This is a genomic window from Allostella sp. (assembly GCF_041913585.1).
GTDB lineage: Bacteria > Pseudomonadota > Alphaproteobacteria > ATCC43930 > Allostellaceae > Allostella.
On sequence record NZ_JAYSFE010000116.1, the window covers coordinates 1 to 14,439 of the forward strand.

The following is a 14,439-nucleotide window of genomic DNA, read 5'->3' on the forward strand; positions in this document are numbered from 1 at the left end:
CCGACCTGATGATCGGCTTCAAGATGATCCGCGAGCGCTTCACCTCGCGGGTGCGACTGACGCCGAAGACCCGCATCGACGTCGCCTACAGCGACGGGCCGTTCAAGCACCTGCGCAACCACTGGATCTTCGAGCCGGCAGAGGGCGGTTGCCGGATCGACTTCTACGTCGAGTTCGAATTCCGCTCGCGCACCCTGCAGAAGGTCATCGAGGTGCTGTTCCACGAGGCCGTCCGCCGCATGGTCGCGGCCTTCGAGGGCCGGGCACGGGCGCTCTACGGGACGCCCGCTATCGCGCCGCCGCCTCTCGGATCATCCTGAGGGCGATCGCGACCGCGCGGCGGCGGATGGCCGCCCGGTCTCCGGGCAGGACGTGGCGTTCGTCGACGGTCGCCTGACCGCGCCCGGCGGCGGCGAAATGGACGAGGCCGACCGGCTTGGTCGGGGTGGCACCGCCGGGTCCGGCGATGCCGGTGACGGCGACGGCGACGGCGGCGGCGGAGTTGCGGATGGCGCCCTCGGCCATGGCGCGGGCGACCTCGGCGCTGACCGCGCCGAAATCCTGGATGAGCGGCATCGGGACGCCCAGCATCTCCGCCTTGGCGGCGTTGGAATAGGTGACGAAGCCGCGCTCGACGACGTCGGAGGAGCCCGCGATCTCGGTCAGCGCCGCGGCGACGAGGCCGCCGGTGCAGGATTCGGCCGTCGCCACCATCAGGCCGCGCGCCCGGCACTCGCCAAGCGCCCGGATCGCGAGGTCGGCCAGCGGTTCGGTCCATTCGTCGGTCATGGCAGCCACCATAGCACGGCCGCCAGCGCGAGCGCGGCGGCGACGCCGGCCAGCCCGTCGTCGAGCATCGCCCCGATGCTGCCGACCAGGTTGCGATCGACCCAGCCGATCGGCCCGGGCTTGGCGACGTCGAACAGCCGGAAGAAGACGAAGGCGAGACCGACGGAGAGCGGGTCCGGCACTGCCGGCACCAGGGCCAGCCACTGGCCGCCGATCTCGTCGACGACGACATAGGGCGGATCGTGCGTGGCGCCGCGGGCAAGCAGCCGCTCGGTCGCGAAGGCGCCGGCGGCCAGGACCAACAGGGCCGCGACGGCGAGCCAGAGCGGCCCCAGCCACCAGTGCAGGGCCACTCCGGGCGCGAGCGCCGCCGCCGAGCCCCAGGTTCCGGGTGCCCAGGGAATGCGGCCGACGCCGAACCCGGTCGCCACCAGGTGCGCCGGGTGGAAGAAGCCGACCGGCGGCCGCGCCGTCACGGCAGCCGCACGGTCGCGACCGCCTGGGCGGCGATGCCTTCGCGCCGGCCGGTGAAGCCCAGCCCTTCGGTCGTCGTCGCCTTGACGCTGACCCGGTCCGGCGCGATGCCGAGGATGCCGGCGATGCGCGCCACCATGGCGGCGCGGTGCGGGCCGATCTTGGGGCGCTCGCAGACGATGGTCAGGTCGACATGGACGACGGCGCCGCCGCGGGCGGCGACCAAGCCTGCCGCATGGGCGAGGAAGCGGTCCGAGGCGGCGCCCCGCCACTGCGGGTCGGACGGCGGGAAGTGGTGGCCGATATCGGCGGCGCCGATCGCACCCAGCACCGCATCGGTGAGGGCGTGGAGCGCCACGTCCGCGTCCGAATGGCCGGCGAGGCCGCGATCGTGGGCGATCCGCAGGCCGCCCAGCCAGACATGGTCGCCGGCGGCGAAGGCGTGGACGTCGAACCCGGTGCCGACGCGGATCTCGCCGGCCGGCCCCTGCAACATGCGCTCGGCGCGCGCGAGGTCGCCGTCGTGGGTGATCTTGATGTTGTCCTCCGATCCGGGGACCAGAACCACGGGCTCGCCTGCCAGTTCCAGGAGCTGGGCGTCGTCGGTCGGCTCCAGACCGGCCGGCCGGCCGCGGTGGACGGCGAGCAGGCGCTGGAAGTGGAACCCCTGCGGGGTCTGCGCCCGCCACAGGCCGGCCCGCGCCACCGTTTCCGCGACCGTGCCGTCGCCGGCGGCCCGCTTCAGCGTGTCGGCGACCGGCACCGCGGGCACCGCGCCGGCGTGGTCGTCGAGCGCCGCCAGCACCCGCGAGACCAGATCGGGATCGACCAGCGGGCGGGCGCCGTCATGCACCAGCACGCAGCGCGGCGCCACCGGCACCAGCGCTTCCAGCCCGCTGCGGACGGAGTCTGCCCGGGTGGCGCCGCCGGCTACCGGGTCGGCCAGCGCCAGGCCGGCCGTGGCGGCCTCGTAGAGTTCCCGGTCGTCCGGGTGGATCACCACCCGCACGCCGTCGACGCCGGGATGGCGGAGCAGCGCCTCGACCGCATGGCGGAGCACCGGCCGCCCGGCGAGCCGGCCGTACTGCTTCGGCAGCGCGCCGCCGAAGCGCAGGCCGCGCCCGGCCGCCACCACCAGGGCCTGCACTCCCTGTCCGATCGTCGACGACATGCCGGCGGACCCTAGTCGCTCGACCGTCGCGGGGAAAGGGCAGAGGCCGAGCCCTGCGACGATCGATTGGCGGCAGCGGACGATGTATAGAGGGCCATGCCGTTTTCCGCCGTCCTGCCGATCCTGGCCGCAGCCGCGCTCGTGCCGGCGACGCTTGCCGCCTTCCGGCCGGTTCCGGGACGGCGCGACTGGGTGTTCTGGTCCTCGATCGGCGTCGCGGCGGCGGGGCCGGCACTGCTGGCGCTGGTGCTGGGCGACCATGGCTGGCGGACCGGCTTCGCCTATGCGCTCTGGGTCTCGATCGCGGCGACGGCCGCGGCCTTCGCGGCGCTCGCCGCCTGGGACCGCGCCGCGGCCCGGCTGGCGCCGCTGCTGCTGCCCTATCTGCTGGTGCTGGCCGTGCTGGCGCTCGCCTGGGGACATGCGCCCGAGCAGCCGCTGCGGGCGGCGACCTCGACCTGGCTCTGGGTGCATATCGCGGTCGCGGTGGCGACCTACGCGCTGATCGGCATCGCCGGGGTGGCCGCGCTTGCCGTCGCGCTCCAGGAATCGGCGCTGCGCTGGAAGCGCCCGACCTTCCTGACCCGGCGGCTGCCCGCCGTCGCCGAGGGCGACCGCATCGCCTTCGGCGCCCTGGCCGCCGCCACCTTCGTCCTCGGCTGCGGTCTGGTCAGCGGGTTCGTCCTCGATTCCCTGACCCTCGGACGCTGGATCCGCCTCGACCACAAGACCGTGCTGTCGATCGCGGCCTTCCTCGTCCTGGCGGTTCTCCTGTTCGCCCATGCGCGCTGGGGTACGCGCGGGCGGCGCGGCGCGCGGCTGGCGCTGGTGGCGTGGCTGCTGCTCACGCTGGGCTATCCGGGCGTCAAGTTCGTCACCGACGTGGTCCTGGCGCGCGTCGCCGCGTGACGGTTGCCGACGGCGGCGGGCCGTCGATTTCTTGGTTGCAGTGCAGCAGAAACGGTATATTCTGCCTAACTGTTGAGCATATAGAGAGATTGCCCAACAAATGAGCATTCATATCGGTCCCGTGGCCCTCGAGGCCCCGGTCATCCTCGCGCCGATGTCGGGCGTCACCGACCTTCCGTTCCGCCGCCTGGTCAAGCGCCACGGCGCCGGCCTCGTCGTGTCCGAGATGATCGCCAGCGAAGCGATGATCCGGCAGACCCGCCAGACCCTGCGCATGGCGGCGAGCGAGGCCGACGAGCAGCCGATGGCGGTCCAGCTCGCCGGCTGCGAGCCCGCGGTGATGGCCGAGGCGGCGCGCCTCAACGCCGACCGCGGCGCCCAGATCATCGACATCAACTTCGGTTGCCCGGTGAAGAAGGTCGTGAACGGGCACGCCGGCTCGGCCCTGATGCGCGACGAGCTCCATGCCGCGCGCATCCTGGAGGCGACGGTCAAGGCGGTGCCGCTGCCGGTCACCCTCAAGATGCGCACGGGCTGGGACGACGCCAACCGCAATGCCCCGCGGCTCGCCCGGATCGCCGAGGAGTGCGGCATCCGCATGGTCACGGTCCATGGCCGCACGCGCTGTCAGTTCTACGCCGGCCGGGCCGACTGGGAGTTCATTCGCCAGGTGAAGGAGGCCGTCCGCATCCCGGTCGTCGCCAACGGCGACGTCACGACGCTCGACGATGTCGCGCGGATCCGCGAGCAGTCCGGCGCCGACGGCGTGATGATCGGCCGCGGCGCCTACGGGCGGCCGTGGTTCCTGGCCCAGGCGATGGAGTTCCTGCGCAGCGGCCGGCGCCTGCCCGACCCGACGCTCGCGGCGCAGCGCGACATCCTGCTGGAGCACTACGAGGCGATGCTGACGCACTATGGCCGCGAGCCCGGCCTGATGGTCGCGCGCAAGCATGTCGGCTGGTACAGCAAGGGATTGCCGGGCTCTTCGGACTTCCGGGCCCGCGTCAACCAGGTCCACGAGCCGGCTCGGGTCTGCGAGCTGATCCACGCTTTCTACGACCCCCAGCTCGAGCGGATGGCCGCCTGATGGGCCGCCGCGCGCTCGCCTGGGCCCGCCGCCCCCAGCGTCCGGAGGTGGACGCGGCCGCCGTCCTCGCGACCCTGGTCGATCCCGTCCTCGTCGTCGACGAGCGGCTCGCCGTCCGCTTCGCCAACCCCGCCGCCGAGCAGTTCTTCGACATGGGGATGCCGACCATGGTCGGCCGGCCGCTCGACGCGCTGCTGCCCGCGGACAGCCCGGTCTGCGCGCTCGTCGCCAAGGTGCGCGAGACGGGCGGCCGGATGGTGGAGCACGGGATCGGCGTCGACACCCCGCGCACCGGTTCGCAACTGGTGACCGTGCAGGTGGCGCCCATCGGCGAAGGCCCGACCCACTGCGTCGTGACGCTGCAGCCGCGCTCGATCGTCGAGCGCATCGACCACCAGCTCACCCACCGCGGCGCCGCCCGCTCGGTCGGTGCCATGGCGGCGATGCTGGCCCACGAGGTCAAGAACCCGCTTTCGGGCATCCGCGGCGCCGCCCAGCTCCTGGAGCAGAACGCCAGCGAGGCCGATCGCGAGCTGACCCGCCTCATCTGCGACGAGACCGACCGCATCTGCGCCCTCGTCGACCGCATGGAGGTCTTCTCCGACAGCCGGCCGATCCAGCGCACCGCCGTCAACATCCACGAAGTGCTGGAGCATGTCCGTCGCCTGGCCGAGACCGGCTTCGCCCGCGGCGTGCGCTTCGTCGAGCTCTACGACCCTTCGCTGCCCCCCGTCCTGGGCAACCGGGACATGCTGGTACAGGTATTGCTCAACCTCGTGAAGAACGCGGCCGAGGCCGTACCCGAGCAAGGTGGAGAGATCATGCTGTCGACGGCCTACCAGCACGGCGTCCGGCTGGCGGTGCCCGGAAGCGAAAGCCGGCTGCACCTGCCGCTCGCCGTCACCGTCCAGGACAACGGCAGCGGGGTGCCGGAACATCTTCGCGCCAACCTCTTCGATCCGTTCGTGACGACGAAGCACAACGGCAAGGGGCTCGGCCTCGCGCTCGTCGCCAAGATCGTCGACGACCATGGCGGGCTCATCGAGTACGACGGCCAGCAGCGCCGGACCACGTTCCGGCTGAAGCTGCCGATGGTCGAGCCCGGGGACGCCGTCTGATGGCCGGCGCGACGATCCTCGTCGCCGACGACGACCGGGCGATCCGCACCGTCCTCAGCCAGGCCCTCGGGCGGCTCGGGCACGATGTCCGGACCACCGGCAACGCCGCGACGCTGTGGCGCTGGGTGGAGGAGGGGGAGGGCGACCTCGTCATCACCGACGTGGTGATGCCGGACGAGAACGGCCTCGACCTCGTCCCGCGCATCAAGAAGCTGCGGCCGGAACTGCGCATCATCGTCATGAGCGCGCAGAACACGCTGCTGACCGCGGTCAAGGCGACCGAACGCGGCGCCTTCGAGTACCTGCCCAAGCCCTTCGACCTGCGCGAGCTGGTGGCGACGGTCGAGCGCGCGCTGACCCAGCCGAAGCCGCCGGCCGCCACCGATGATCTGCCCGACGGCGACGAGCAGCTGCCCCTCATCGGCCGCTCGCCGGCGATGCAGGAGATCTACCGCGTACTGGCCCGTCTCATGGGGACGGACCTGACGGTCATGATCTTCGGCGAGTCCGGCACCGGCAAGGAGCTGGTGGCGCGCGCGCTGCACGATTTCGGCAAGCGGCGGGCCGGCCCGTTCGTCGCCATCAACATGGCCGCCATCCCGCGCGAGCTGATCGAGAGCGAGCTGTTCGGGCACGAGAAGGGGGCCTTCACCGGCGCCACCACCCGCTCGGCCGGCCGCTTCGAGCAGGCCCAGGGCGGGACGCTCTTCCTCGACGAGATCGGCGACATGCCGATCGAGGCGCAGACCCGTCTCCTGCGCGTGCTGCAGGAGGGCGAGTACACGGCGGTCGGCGGGCGCACGCCGATCCGCACGGACGTGCGCATCGTCGCCGCCACCCACCGCGACCTGCGCCAGATGATCCGCCAGGGCCTCTTCCGCGAGGACCTCTTCTATCGCCTGAACGTCGTCCCGATCCGGCTGCCGCCGCTGCGCGAGCGGACCGAGGACGTGCCGGCCCTGGTGCGCCACTTCCTCGCCCAGGTCGCCCGGCAGGGACTGCCGCTCAAGACCATCGACCAGCAGGCGATGGACCGGCTCAAGGCCTATCGCTGGCCGGGCAACGTCCGCGAGCTGGAGAACCTGGTGCGCCGGCTGGCGGCGCTCTACGCCCAGGAGACGATCGGCGTCGACGTCGTCGAGCAGGAACTGGCCGAGGTCCAGGCGGCCGGCACCGTCGTCGCCGACGCTCCGACCGGCGAAGGGCTGGGAGCGGCCGCCGAGCGGCACCTGAAGGAATATTTCTCGGCCCATGGCGAGGCCCTGCCGGCGGCCGGCCTCTACGACCGCGTCCTGCGGGAGATCGAGCGGCCCCTCATCTCCCTGACGCTGACGGCGACGCGCGGCAACCAGATCCGGGCGGCGCAGCTTCTGGGGCTCAACCGGAACACGTTGCGCAAGAAGATCCGCGAGTTGGACATCCAGGTGGTGCGCGGGGTACGTTGACCGCCGTTGGATTCGTGGGAGCGCCACGGATCGCCCGCTGCCAGGCGCATCGATGACCACGGACCCCGCGTTAGGCGGCGATAGCCGGCCGAAGCGGCTGCTGCATTGGCTCAGTCGGATCGGGCTCGCGCGGAAGCTCGCGGTGGCGCTCGCGATCGCCGCGCTCGTCTCCGGCATCACCACCTATGTCGTCATCACCAGCAAGCCGCCGTTCGGGCCCGACCCGAACACGGTCCTGCTGCTGCTCAATCTCGACCTCGTCCTGCTGCTGCTGCTGGGCGCGGTGGTGGCGCGGCGGCTTGTCGCGCTGTGGGTGCAGCGGCGCCGCGGCATGGCCGGCGCGCGGCTCCATGTCCGCTTCGTCGCGCTCTTCAGCCTGCTTTCGGTGACGCCGACCATCGTCGTCGCCGTGTTCTCGTTCCTGTTCTTCAATTTCGGCATCCAGAACTGGTTCAGCGAGACGGTGCGCACCGCCGTCGTCGAATCCCGCGCCGTCGCCTACGCCTATCTCGAAGAGCACCAGAACGTCATCCGGGCCGACGTCTCGGCGATGGCGGCGGACCTCAACCGCGACGCCTCGCTGCTGATCGGCAACCCGCAGCGCTTCAACCAGATCGTCGCCACCCAGGCGCGGGTCCGCGGCCTCGGCGAGGCGATGGTCTTCGATCGCACCGGTCGCGTCCTGGCGCGCTCCAGCATCAGCTTCGCGCTGGAGTTCGATCCGGTCCCGGAATGGGCGATGGCGGAAGCCCGCACCGGCATGATCGCGGTGCTGACGAGCGAGAGCGACGACCGGGTGCGGGCGCTGACGCGGCTCGACGAGGAGGGCAACGCCTTCCTCTATGTCGGGCGCTTCATCGATCCGCGGGTGATCGGCCACCTCGAGCGGACCGAGAAGGCGGTCGCCGAGTATCGCGACCTCGAGGGCCGCCGTTCGGGCATCCAGATCACCTTCGGGCTGCTCTTCCTGGTCGTGGCCCTGCTGCTGCTGCTGGCGGCGGTGTGGGCGGCGCTGATGCTCGCCAACCGGCTCGCCCGCCCGCTGGGGTCGTTGGTGGAGGCGGCGGAGCGGGTGCGCGGCGGCGATCTCGACGTGCGCGTCCGCGAGCGCGAGAACGGTGACGAGATCGACACCCTGAGCCGCGCCTTCAACCGGATGACGCGGCAGCTCCACACCCAGCGCGCCGACCTGGTCGAAGCCAACCAGCAGCTGGAGACGCGGCGCCGCTTCACCGAGATGGTGCTGGCGGGCGTGTCCGCCGGCGTCGTCGGGCTCGACCGCGAAGGGGCGGTCAACCTGCCCAACCGCTCGGCGAGCCTGCTCCTCGGCATCGACCTCGACCAGTGGATCGGCGCCGATCTCGCCCAGGCGGTGCCCGAGATGGCCGAGCTCCTGCGCCAGGTGCGCGACGGCGACGGCCGCTCGATCGAAGGCCATGTCGAACTGGTCCGCGACGGCCGCAAGCGCACCCTCATCGTCCGGCTCGCCGCCGAGAAGTCCGGCGACGACACGCTCGGATACGTCGTCACCTTCGACGACATCACCGAGCTCCTGTCGGCGCAGCGCAAGGCCGCCTGGGCCGACGTCGCACGGCGGATCGCGCACGAGATCAAGAACCCGCTGACCCCGATCCAGCTCTCGGCCGAGCGGCTGAAGCGGCGCTATGCCAAGGAAGTCACCTCGGATCCCGAGACTTTCCAGCTCTGTACCGACACCATCATCCGCCAGGTCGGCGACATCGGCCGCATGGTCGACGAGTTCTCCGCCTTCGCCCGCATGCCGGCGCCGGTCATGCGCCAGGAGGATCTGGGCGACATCTGCCGCCAGGCGGTCTTCCTGCAGCGCAGTGCCCGGCCGGACCTGCGCTTCGGGCTGGAGATGCCCGAGGAGGGGCGGCGGCCGGTCCGCTGCGACCGCCGCCAGATCACCCAGGCACTGACCAACCTGCTGCAGAACGCGGTCGACTCGATCGACGGCCGGCCCGAGGCCGCCGAACGACCGCAGGGGTCGGTCGAGGTGCGCCTTTCTTGGGACGAAGACGCGGCGCGGATCGTTGTCCAGGACAACGGACGGGGCCTGCCGACCGAAGGCCGGGATCGCCTGACCGAGCCCTACGTCACGACCCGCGCCAAAGGAACCGGACTGGGGCTCGCCATCGTGAAGAAGATCATGGAGGATCACGGTGGCGATCTGCTGCTGGACGACCGTCCGGGCGGGGGGGCCAGGATCACGCTGGTGATTCCCCACCCCGCGGTCGTACCGGTGGCGGAAACGCCCTTGACGGATGTGGAGACGCCCGCAAGAAAGTCCGGCACCCATGGCGCATGACATCCTGATCGTCGACGACGAAGCGGACATCCGCATGCTGATCGCGGGCGTCCTGCGCGACGAGGGCTACGCCGCCCGCGAGGCCGGGGATTCGCGGGCCGCGCTGGCGGCGGTGCGGGCGCGGCGGCCGAGCCTCGTCATCCTCGACATCTGGCTGCAGGGCAGCGAGCTCGACGGCATCGGCATCCTGGAGGCCCTGCGCCGCGAGCATCCCAACCTTCCCGTACTGATGATCAGCGGCCACGGGACGATCGAGACCGCGGTCCAGGCGATCAAGCTCGGCGCCTACGACTTCGTCGAGAAGCCGTTCAAGACCGACCGTCTGCTGGTCCTGATCGAGCGGGCGATCGAGGCGGCGCGGCTGCGCCGCGAGAACGAGGAGCTGCGGCTGCGCACCGGCGGCCCGGTCGAGCTGGTCGGCCAGTCGCCGGCGATCGCCCACATCCGCCAGGCCATCGACCGGGTGGCGCCGACCGGCAGCCGGGTCCTGGTGACCGGCCCCGCCGGCGCCGGCAAGGAGGTGGTGGCCCGCCTCGTCCACGGCCATTCGCGCCGCGCCGACGGCCCGTTCGTCGTCCTCAACTGCGCGACGATGCGGCCGGAGCGGCTGGAAGTCGAACTCTTCGGCACCGAGGCCGCCGACGGCGCCGACGGGCGCCGCAAGGTCGGCACGTTCGAGCTGGCGCACGGCGGCACCCTGCTGCTCGACGAAGTGGCCGACATGCCGCTCGAGACCCAGGGCAAGATCGTGCGGGCGCTGCAGGACCAGACGTTCGAGCGGGTCGGCGGGTCGATGCGGGTGGAAGTCGACGTCCGCGTCATCGCCTCGACGAACCGCGACCTGATGGCGGAAATGGCGGCCGGGCGCTTCCGCGAGGATCTCTTCTACCGGCTCAACGTCGTGCCGATCCGGGTGCCGTCGCTGCGCGAGCGCCGGGAGGACATCCCGGTGCTGGCGCGCCACTTCATGGCGCGATCGGCCGAGGCCTCCGGCCTGCCGCCGCGGCCCCTTGGCGAGGATGCGCTGGCGGCGCTCCAGGCCTACGAATGGCCCGGCAACGTCCGCCAGCTCCGCAACGTCGTCGACTGGCTGCTCATCATGGCGCCGGGCGACGGGCGGGAGCCGATCCGGGCCGACATGCTGCCCGCCGAGATCGGCCAGACGACGCCGGCCGTGCTGCGCTGGGACAAGGCGGGCGAGATCATGACGCTGCCGCTGCGCGAGGCGCGCGAGGTGTTCGAGCGCCAGTACCTGCTGGCGCAGCTCACGCGCTTCGGCGGCAACATTTCGCGCACGGCCTCCTTCGTCGGCATGGAACGCTCGGCACTGCACCGCAAGCTGAAGTCGCTCGGCGTCAACGGCGACGAGCGCCAGCTGCGCGTCGCCCCGTGACGACGAGGTCTCGGCGATGAAGGTCGTCATCTGCGGCGCGGGGCAGGTGGGCAGCAGCATCGCCCGCTATCTCGCGACCGGCGGCAACAGCGTCACCGTCATCGACCAGTCGGCCGAACTCGTCCAGCGCCTCTCCGACAGCCACGACGTGCGCGGCATCGTCGGCCATGCCTCGCACCCGGACGTGCTGGCGGAGGCCGGGGCGGCGGACGCCGACATGCTGATCGCGGTGACGCATGCCGACGAGGTCAACATGGTGGCGTGCCAGGTGGGGCACGCGCTCTTCAGCGTTCCGACCAAGATCGCCCGCATCCGGGCCCAGATCTACCAGAAGCCGGAATGGCGCCAGCTCTTCTCGAGCGAGCACCTGCCGATCGACGTCATCATCTCGCCGGAGATCGAGGTGGCGCACGCCATCACCCGGCAGCTCGAGGTTCCGGGGGCCTTCGACGTCCTCTCCATGGCCGACGGGCTGGTCCGCGTCGTCGGCGTGCGCTGCCCGGCCGACTGCCCGATCGTCAACACTCCGCTGCGGCAGCTCACCGGCCTCTTTCCCGATCTCGCCATCACCATCGTCGGCCTGATCCGCAACGGCCAGCCGGTCATTCCCGACGACGACGCGATGCTCCTGGCCGGAGACGAGGTCTATTTCGTCGCCGACGCCAAGCATGTGGCGCGGGCCATGGCCGCCTTCGGCCACGAGGAGCAGCCGGGACGCCGGGTCGTCATCGTCGGCGGCGGCAGCATCGGCCTCTATCTGGCGCGGGAGATCGAGGAGCGCTTCCCCGAGGTCTCGATCAAGATCATCGAGCTCGACAAGGCGCGGGCGGCCGAGGTCTGCCAGCGGCTCGGCGGCGTCGTCGTGCTGAACGGCGACGGGCTCGACACCGAGATCCTGGAGGAGGCCAATGTCGGCACGGCGGAGACGATGATCGCCGTCACCGACGACGACGAGGTCAACATCCTGAGCTCGATCCTGGCCAAGCGCCTCGGCGCGGAGCGGGTGGTCACCCTCATCAACAAGCCGAGCTACGAGCCGCTGGTGACCAATCTCGGCATCGACGCCGTCGTCAACCCCCGCTCGATCACCGTCTCGCATATCCTCCAGCATGTCCGGCGCGGCCGCATCCGGCGCGTCCACACGCTCCGCGAGGGCTTCGGCGAGATCATCGAGGCCGAGGCGATGGCGACCTCGGCACTGGTCGGCCGGCCGCTGCGCGAGATCGACCTGCCGGAGGGCATCATCGTCGGCGCCATCGTCCGCGGCGCGACGGTCATCACGCCGCGCGGATCGAGCGTCATCAAGGCCGACGACCGGGTGGTGCTGATGGCGACCACCGGCGCGGTCCGCAAGGTCGAGAAGATGTTCGCGGTGCGGCTCGAGTATTTCTGATATCCAGCCCGCCGCCCGCCCGTTTGTCCCGAGCATCGCTCCCGAGAGGCCCCCATGTCGCGCATCGCCTACGTCAACGGCCAGTACGTCCCGCACCCCGAAGCCGCCGTCCATGTCGAAGACCGGGGCTACCAGTTCGCCGACGGCGTCTACGAGGTCATCGCGGTCGCCCGCGGCGCGCTCATCGACGAGGAAGGGCACATGATCCGCCTCGAGCGGTCGCTCGACGAGCTCCGGATCGCGCGGCCGATGGGGCGCCCGGCGCTGGCGCACATCATGCGCGAGGTCGTGCGCCGCAACCGCGTCGTCGACGGGCTGATCTACATCCAGATGACCCGCGGCGTCGCCCCGCGCGACCACGCGTTTCCGGCCAATGCCGAGACCTCGGTGGTGATGACGGCGAAGCGCACCAAGCCCGCCAACCCGGCGCTGCTGCGCGACGGCGCCAAGGTCATCACCATTCCCGACATCCGCTGGGAACGCTGCGACATCAAGACGGTGTCGCTGCTGCCGAACTGCCTCGGCAAGCAGCAGGCGCGCGAGGCGGGCGCCCTCGAAGCGTGGCAGGTCGACGCCCGCGACGGCACCGTCACCGAGGGCACCTCGACCAACGCCTGGATCGTGACCAAGGAGGGCGAGGTGGTCACCCGCAAGGCCGACCATGCGATCCTGAACGGCATCACCCGCATCGCCGTGCTGGAGATCATCGCCCGGCAGCAGGGGCTGAAGTTCGTCGAGCGTCCCTTCACGGTCGAGGAGGCCAAGAACGCCCGCGAAGCCTTCCTGACCAGCACGACCGCCTTCGTGACGCCGATCGTGCGGATCGACGATGCGCTCGTCGGCGACGGCAAGCCGGGGCCGGTCGCCAAGAGCCTGCGCGAGGCCTACCTCGTCCACATGACCGAGCAGGCGGCGGAGCAGGGCGCGGCGGCATGACGGCGCCGACGGCGCCCCGCGCCATTCTCTTCGACTGGGACAACACGCTCGTCGACAACTGGGCCGTCATCTCGGGCGCGCTCAATGCGGCGTTCCAGGCAATGGCGAAGCCGACCTGGAGCGAGGCCGAGTGCCGGGCCCGGGTCCGCAAGTCGGCCCGCGACACGTTCCCGGAACTCTTCGGCGACCGCTGGCGGGAGGCGGAGCGGATCTTCTACTCGACATTCGAAGAGCGCCACCTGGAGGGCCTGCGCCCGATGCCGGGCGCGATCGACCTGCTCGACCGCGCCCGCACACGCGGCCTCTATCTCGGCATCGTCAGCAACAAGCACGGCCGGTATCTCCGCATCGAGGCGGAGCATCTCGGCTGGAGCCGGCGCTTCGGACGCATCGTCGGCGCGACCGACGCGGCTGCCGACAAGCCGGCGCCCGATCCGGTCCATGCGGCGCTCGCCGGCAGCGGCATCGTCGCCGGCCCGGACGTCTGGTTCGTCGGCGACGCCGGCGTCGACATGCAGTGCGCGCTCGCCGCCGGCTGCACGCCGGTGCTCGTGCGCGATGAAGAAACCCTCGGCGAAGAGTTTGACAGTTGCGCCCCGCATGTCCATCTACGGGGCTGCCCGGGGTTGGCTGCGCTGTTGTAGCAGGTCGGGCAACCGGCATGGGACTTGCGTCGTTCCCAGTCGCCGGGTACAGCACACCCGGGTCGAATAAGACCCCAACAACGAAACAGGAACAACGACAATGTCGTCGGAGAAGAACCAGAACGTCCAGGATGTGTTCCTGAACCACGTTCGCAAGAACAAGACACCGGTGACCGTCTTCCTCGTCAACGGGGTGAAGTTGCAGGGCATCATCACCTGGTTCGACAATTTCTGTGTCCTGCTGCGCCGGGACGCACATTCCCAGCTGGTCTACAAGCACGCGATCTCGACCGTGATGCCGGCGCAGCCGATCCAGCTTTTCGACGGGGGCAAGGACGACTCCGATAGCTGAGCCGCCCGCGGATGCGGGCGAAGACCGCGGCGACGGCAAGGCCGCCGCTGCGGGACGGGCCTACGTGCTCCACCCGGCGCTGCGCGCCGGCCGCGACGACATTCGCAGTCCGGAGGCGAGGCTGGCCGAAGCGGTCGGCCTCACCGCCGCCATCGACCTGACGGTCGCCCACGAGGAAGTGGTGCGGCTGGATCAGCCGCGCCCGGCGACGCTCTTCGGGACCGGCACGGTCGAGCGCATCGGCAAGCTCCTGGCCGAGGAGGCGCCGGCCGAGGTGGTGATCGTCGACGCCGCGGTCACCCCGGTGCAGCAGCGCAACCTGGAGAAGGCCTGGAAGTGCAAGGTCATCGACCGCACCGGCCTGATCCTGGAGATCTTCGGCGCCCGCGCCCGCACCCA

General features: G+C 71.1%; 14 protein-coding genes and 1 pseudogene. 12 read left to right on the top strand and 3 right to left on the bottom strand.

Annotated features, from left to right (window positions below):
• A partial coding sequence (locus ACE3Q3_RS18755; RefSeq protein ID WP_374448693.1) for a type II toxin-antitoxin system RatA family toxin occupies window positions 1-320 on the top strand: 320 nt, incomplete at its 5' end.
• Here ACE3Q3_RS18755 and ACE3Q3_RS18760 read toward each other — a convergent pair.
• The 3 genes from ACE3Q3_RS18760 to ACE3Q3_RS18770 are packed head-to-tail and all read right to left on the bottom strand — an operon-like array spanning window position 289 to window position 2,434.
• A complete protein-coding gene (locus tag ACE3Q3_RS18760) occupies window positions 289-789 on the bottom strand; it encodes a CinA family protein (protein ID WP_374448696.1) in 501 nt (166 codons plus the stop codon). The two genes, ACE3Q3_RS18755 and ACE3Q3_RS18760, sit on opposite strands and share 32 nt — an antisense overlap.
• Window positions 786-1,265 (bottom strand): phosphatidylglycerophosphatase A, encoded by a 480-nt coding sequence (locus ACE3Q3_RS18765; RefSeq protein ID WP_374448698.1) that lies wholly within the window; start codon window positions 1,263-1,265, stop codon window positions 786-788. Before ACE3Q3_RS18765 ends, ACE3Q3_RS18760 begins: the two co-directional genes overlap by 4 nt.
• On the bottom strand, window positions 1,262-2,434 hold the full coding sequence (locus ACE3Q3_RS18770; protein ID WP_374448699.1) for a bifunctional 2-C-methyl-D-erythritol 4-phosphate cytidylyltransferase/2-C-methyl-D-erythritol 2,4-cyclodiphosphate synthase: 1,173 nt from the start codon (window positions 2,432-2,434) through the stop codon (window positions 1,262-1,264). Before ACE3Q3_RS18770 ends, ACE3Q3_RS18765 begins: the two co-directional genes overlap by 4 nt.
• 96 nt (window positions 2,435-2,530) lie before the next feature.
• Between ACE3Q3_RS18770 and ACE3Q3_RS18775 the strand changes: the two genes are divergently transcribed.
• From ACE3Q3_RS18775 to ACE3Q3_RS18825, 11 genes and pseudogenes are all read left to right on the top strand, one after another.
• A complete protein-coding gene (locus ACE3Q3_RS18775; RefSeq protein ID WP_374448701.1) occupies window positions 2,531-3,343 on the top strand; it encodes an inner membrane protein YpjD in 813 nt (270 codons plus the stop codon).
• A 100-nt stretch (window positions 3,344-3,443) separates the two neighbouring features.
• A complete protein-coding gene (gene dusB, locus ACE3Q3_RS18780; protein ID WP_374448703.1) occupies window positions 3,444-4,430 on the top strand; it encodes a tRNA dihydrouridine synthase DusB in 987 nt (328 codons plus the stop codon).
• Window positions 4,430-5,548: a nitrogen regulation protein NR(II) gene (locus ACE3Q3_RS18785; RefSeq protein ID WP_374448705.1), complete on the top strand. Its 1,119-nt coding sequence runs from the start codon at window positions 4,430-4,432 to the stop codon at window positions 5,546-5,548. Before dusB ends, ACE3Q3_RS18785 begins: the two co-directional genes overlap by 1 nt.
• On the top strand, window positions 5,548-6,993 hold the full coding sequence (gene ntrC, locus ACE3Q3_RS18790) for a nitrogen regulation protein NR(I) (RefSeq protein WP_374448707.1): 1,446 nt from the start codon (window positions 5,548-5,550) through the stop codon (window positions 6,991-6,993). Before ACE3Q3_RS18785 ends, ntrC begins: the two co-directional genes overlap by 1 nt.
• 142 nt (window positions 6,994-7,135) lie before the next feature.
• A complete protein-coding gene (locus ACE3Q3_RS18795) occupies window positions 7,136-9,322 on the top strand; it encodes an ATP-binding protein (RefSeq protein WP_374448710.1) in 2,187 nt (728 codons plus the stop codon).
• Window positions 9,312-10,715 (top strand): sigma-54-dependent transcriptional regulator, encoded by a 1,404-nt coding sequence (locus ACE3Q3_RS18800; protein ID WP_374448711.1) that lies wholly within the window; start codon window positions 9,312-9,314, stop codon window positions 10,713-10,715. The genes ACE3Q3_RS18795 and ACE3Q3_RS18800 overlap by 11 nt, the downstream gene beginning before the upstream one ends.
• Before the next feature lie 16 nt (window positions 10,716-10,731).
• Window positions 10,732-12,108: a Trk system potassium transporter TrkA gene (gene trkA, locus ACE3Q3_RS18805; RefSeq protein ID WP_374448712.1), complete on the top strand. Its 1,377-nt coding sequence runs from the start codon at window positions 10,732-10,734 to the stop codon at window positions 12,106-12,108.
• A 54-nt stretch (window positions 12,109-12,162) separates the two neighbouring features.
• The gene (locus tag ACE3Q3_RS18810) at window positions 12,163-13,044 is read left to right on the top strand and encodes a D-amino-acid transaminase (protein WP_374448714.1); all 882 of its coding nucleotides are present in this window, start codon (window positions 12,163-12,165) and stop codon (window positions 13,042-13,044) included.
• The gene (locus tag ACE3Q3_RS18815; protein ID WP_374448715.1) at window positions 13,041-13,688 is read left to right on the top strand and encodes an HAD family hydrolase; all 648 of its coding nucleotides are present in this window, start codon (window positions 13,041-13,043) and stop codon (window positions 13,686-13,688) included. Before ACE3Q3_RS18810 ends, ACE3Q3_RS18815 begins: the two co-directional genes overlap by 4 nt.
• A 100-nt stretch (window positions 13,689-13,788) precedes the next feature.
• Window positions 13,789-14,040, top strand: coding sequence for an RNA chaperone Hfq (gene hfq, locus ACE3Q3_RS18820; RefSeq protein WP_142208952.1), 252 nt, complete (start codon window positions 13,789-13,791; stop codon window positions 14,038-14,040).
• Window positions 14,041-14,104: 64 nt separating this feature from the next.
• Window positions 14,105-14,439, top strand: a pseudogene (locus tag ACE3Q3_RS18825) (GTPase HflX); the annotation flags it as partial.

Excerpts from the sequence above, each read along its gene's own strand:
- ACE3Q3_RS18760 (WP_374448696.1), bottom strand. The coding sequence starts at position 789 with ATGACCGACGAATGGACCGAACCGCTGGCCGACCTCGCGATCCGGGCG.
- ACE3Q3_RS18770 (WP_374448699.1), bottom strand. The coding sequence starts at position 2,434 with ATGTCGTCGACGATCGGACAGGGAGTGCAGGCCCTGGTGGTGGCGGCC.
- ACE3Q3_RS18775 (WP_374448701.1), top strand. The coding sequence starts at position 2,531 with ATGCCGTTTTCCGCCGTCCTGCCGATCCTGGCCGCAGCCGCGCTCGTG.
- dusB (WP_374448703.1), top strand. The coding sequence starts at position 3,444 with ATGAGCATTCATATCGGTCCCGTGGCCCTCGAGGCCCCGGTCATCCTC.
- ACE3Q3_RS18785 (WP_374448705.1), top strand. The coding sequence starts at position 4,430 with ATGGGCCGCCGCGCGCTCGCCTGGGCCCGCCGCCCCCAGCGTCCGGAG.
- ntrC (WP_374448707.1), top strand. The coding sequence starts at position 5,548 with ATGGCCGGCGCGACGATCCTCGTCGCCGACGACGACCGGGCGATCCGC.
- ACE3Q3_RS18800 (WP_374448711.1), top strand. The coding sequence starts at position 9,312 with ATGGCGCATGACATCCTGATCGTCGACGACGAAGCGGACATCCGCATG.
- trkA (WP_374448712.1), top strand. The coding sequence starts at position 10,732 with ATGAAGGTCGTCATCTGCGGCGCGGGGCAGGTGGGCAGCAGCATCGCC.
- ACE3Q3_RS18810 (WP_374448714.1), top strand. The coding sequence starts at position 12,163 with ATGTCGCGCATCGCCTACGTCAACGGCCAGTACGTCCCGCACCCCGAA.
- ACE3Q3_RS18815 (WP_374448715.1), top strand. The coding sequence starts at position 13,041 with ATGACGGCGCCGACGGCGCCCCGCGCCATTCTCTTCGACTGGGACAAC.
- hfq (WP_142208952.1), top strand. The coding sequence starts at position 13,789 with ATGTCGTCGGAGAAGAACCAGAACGTCCAGGATGTGTTCCTGAACCAC.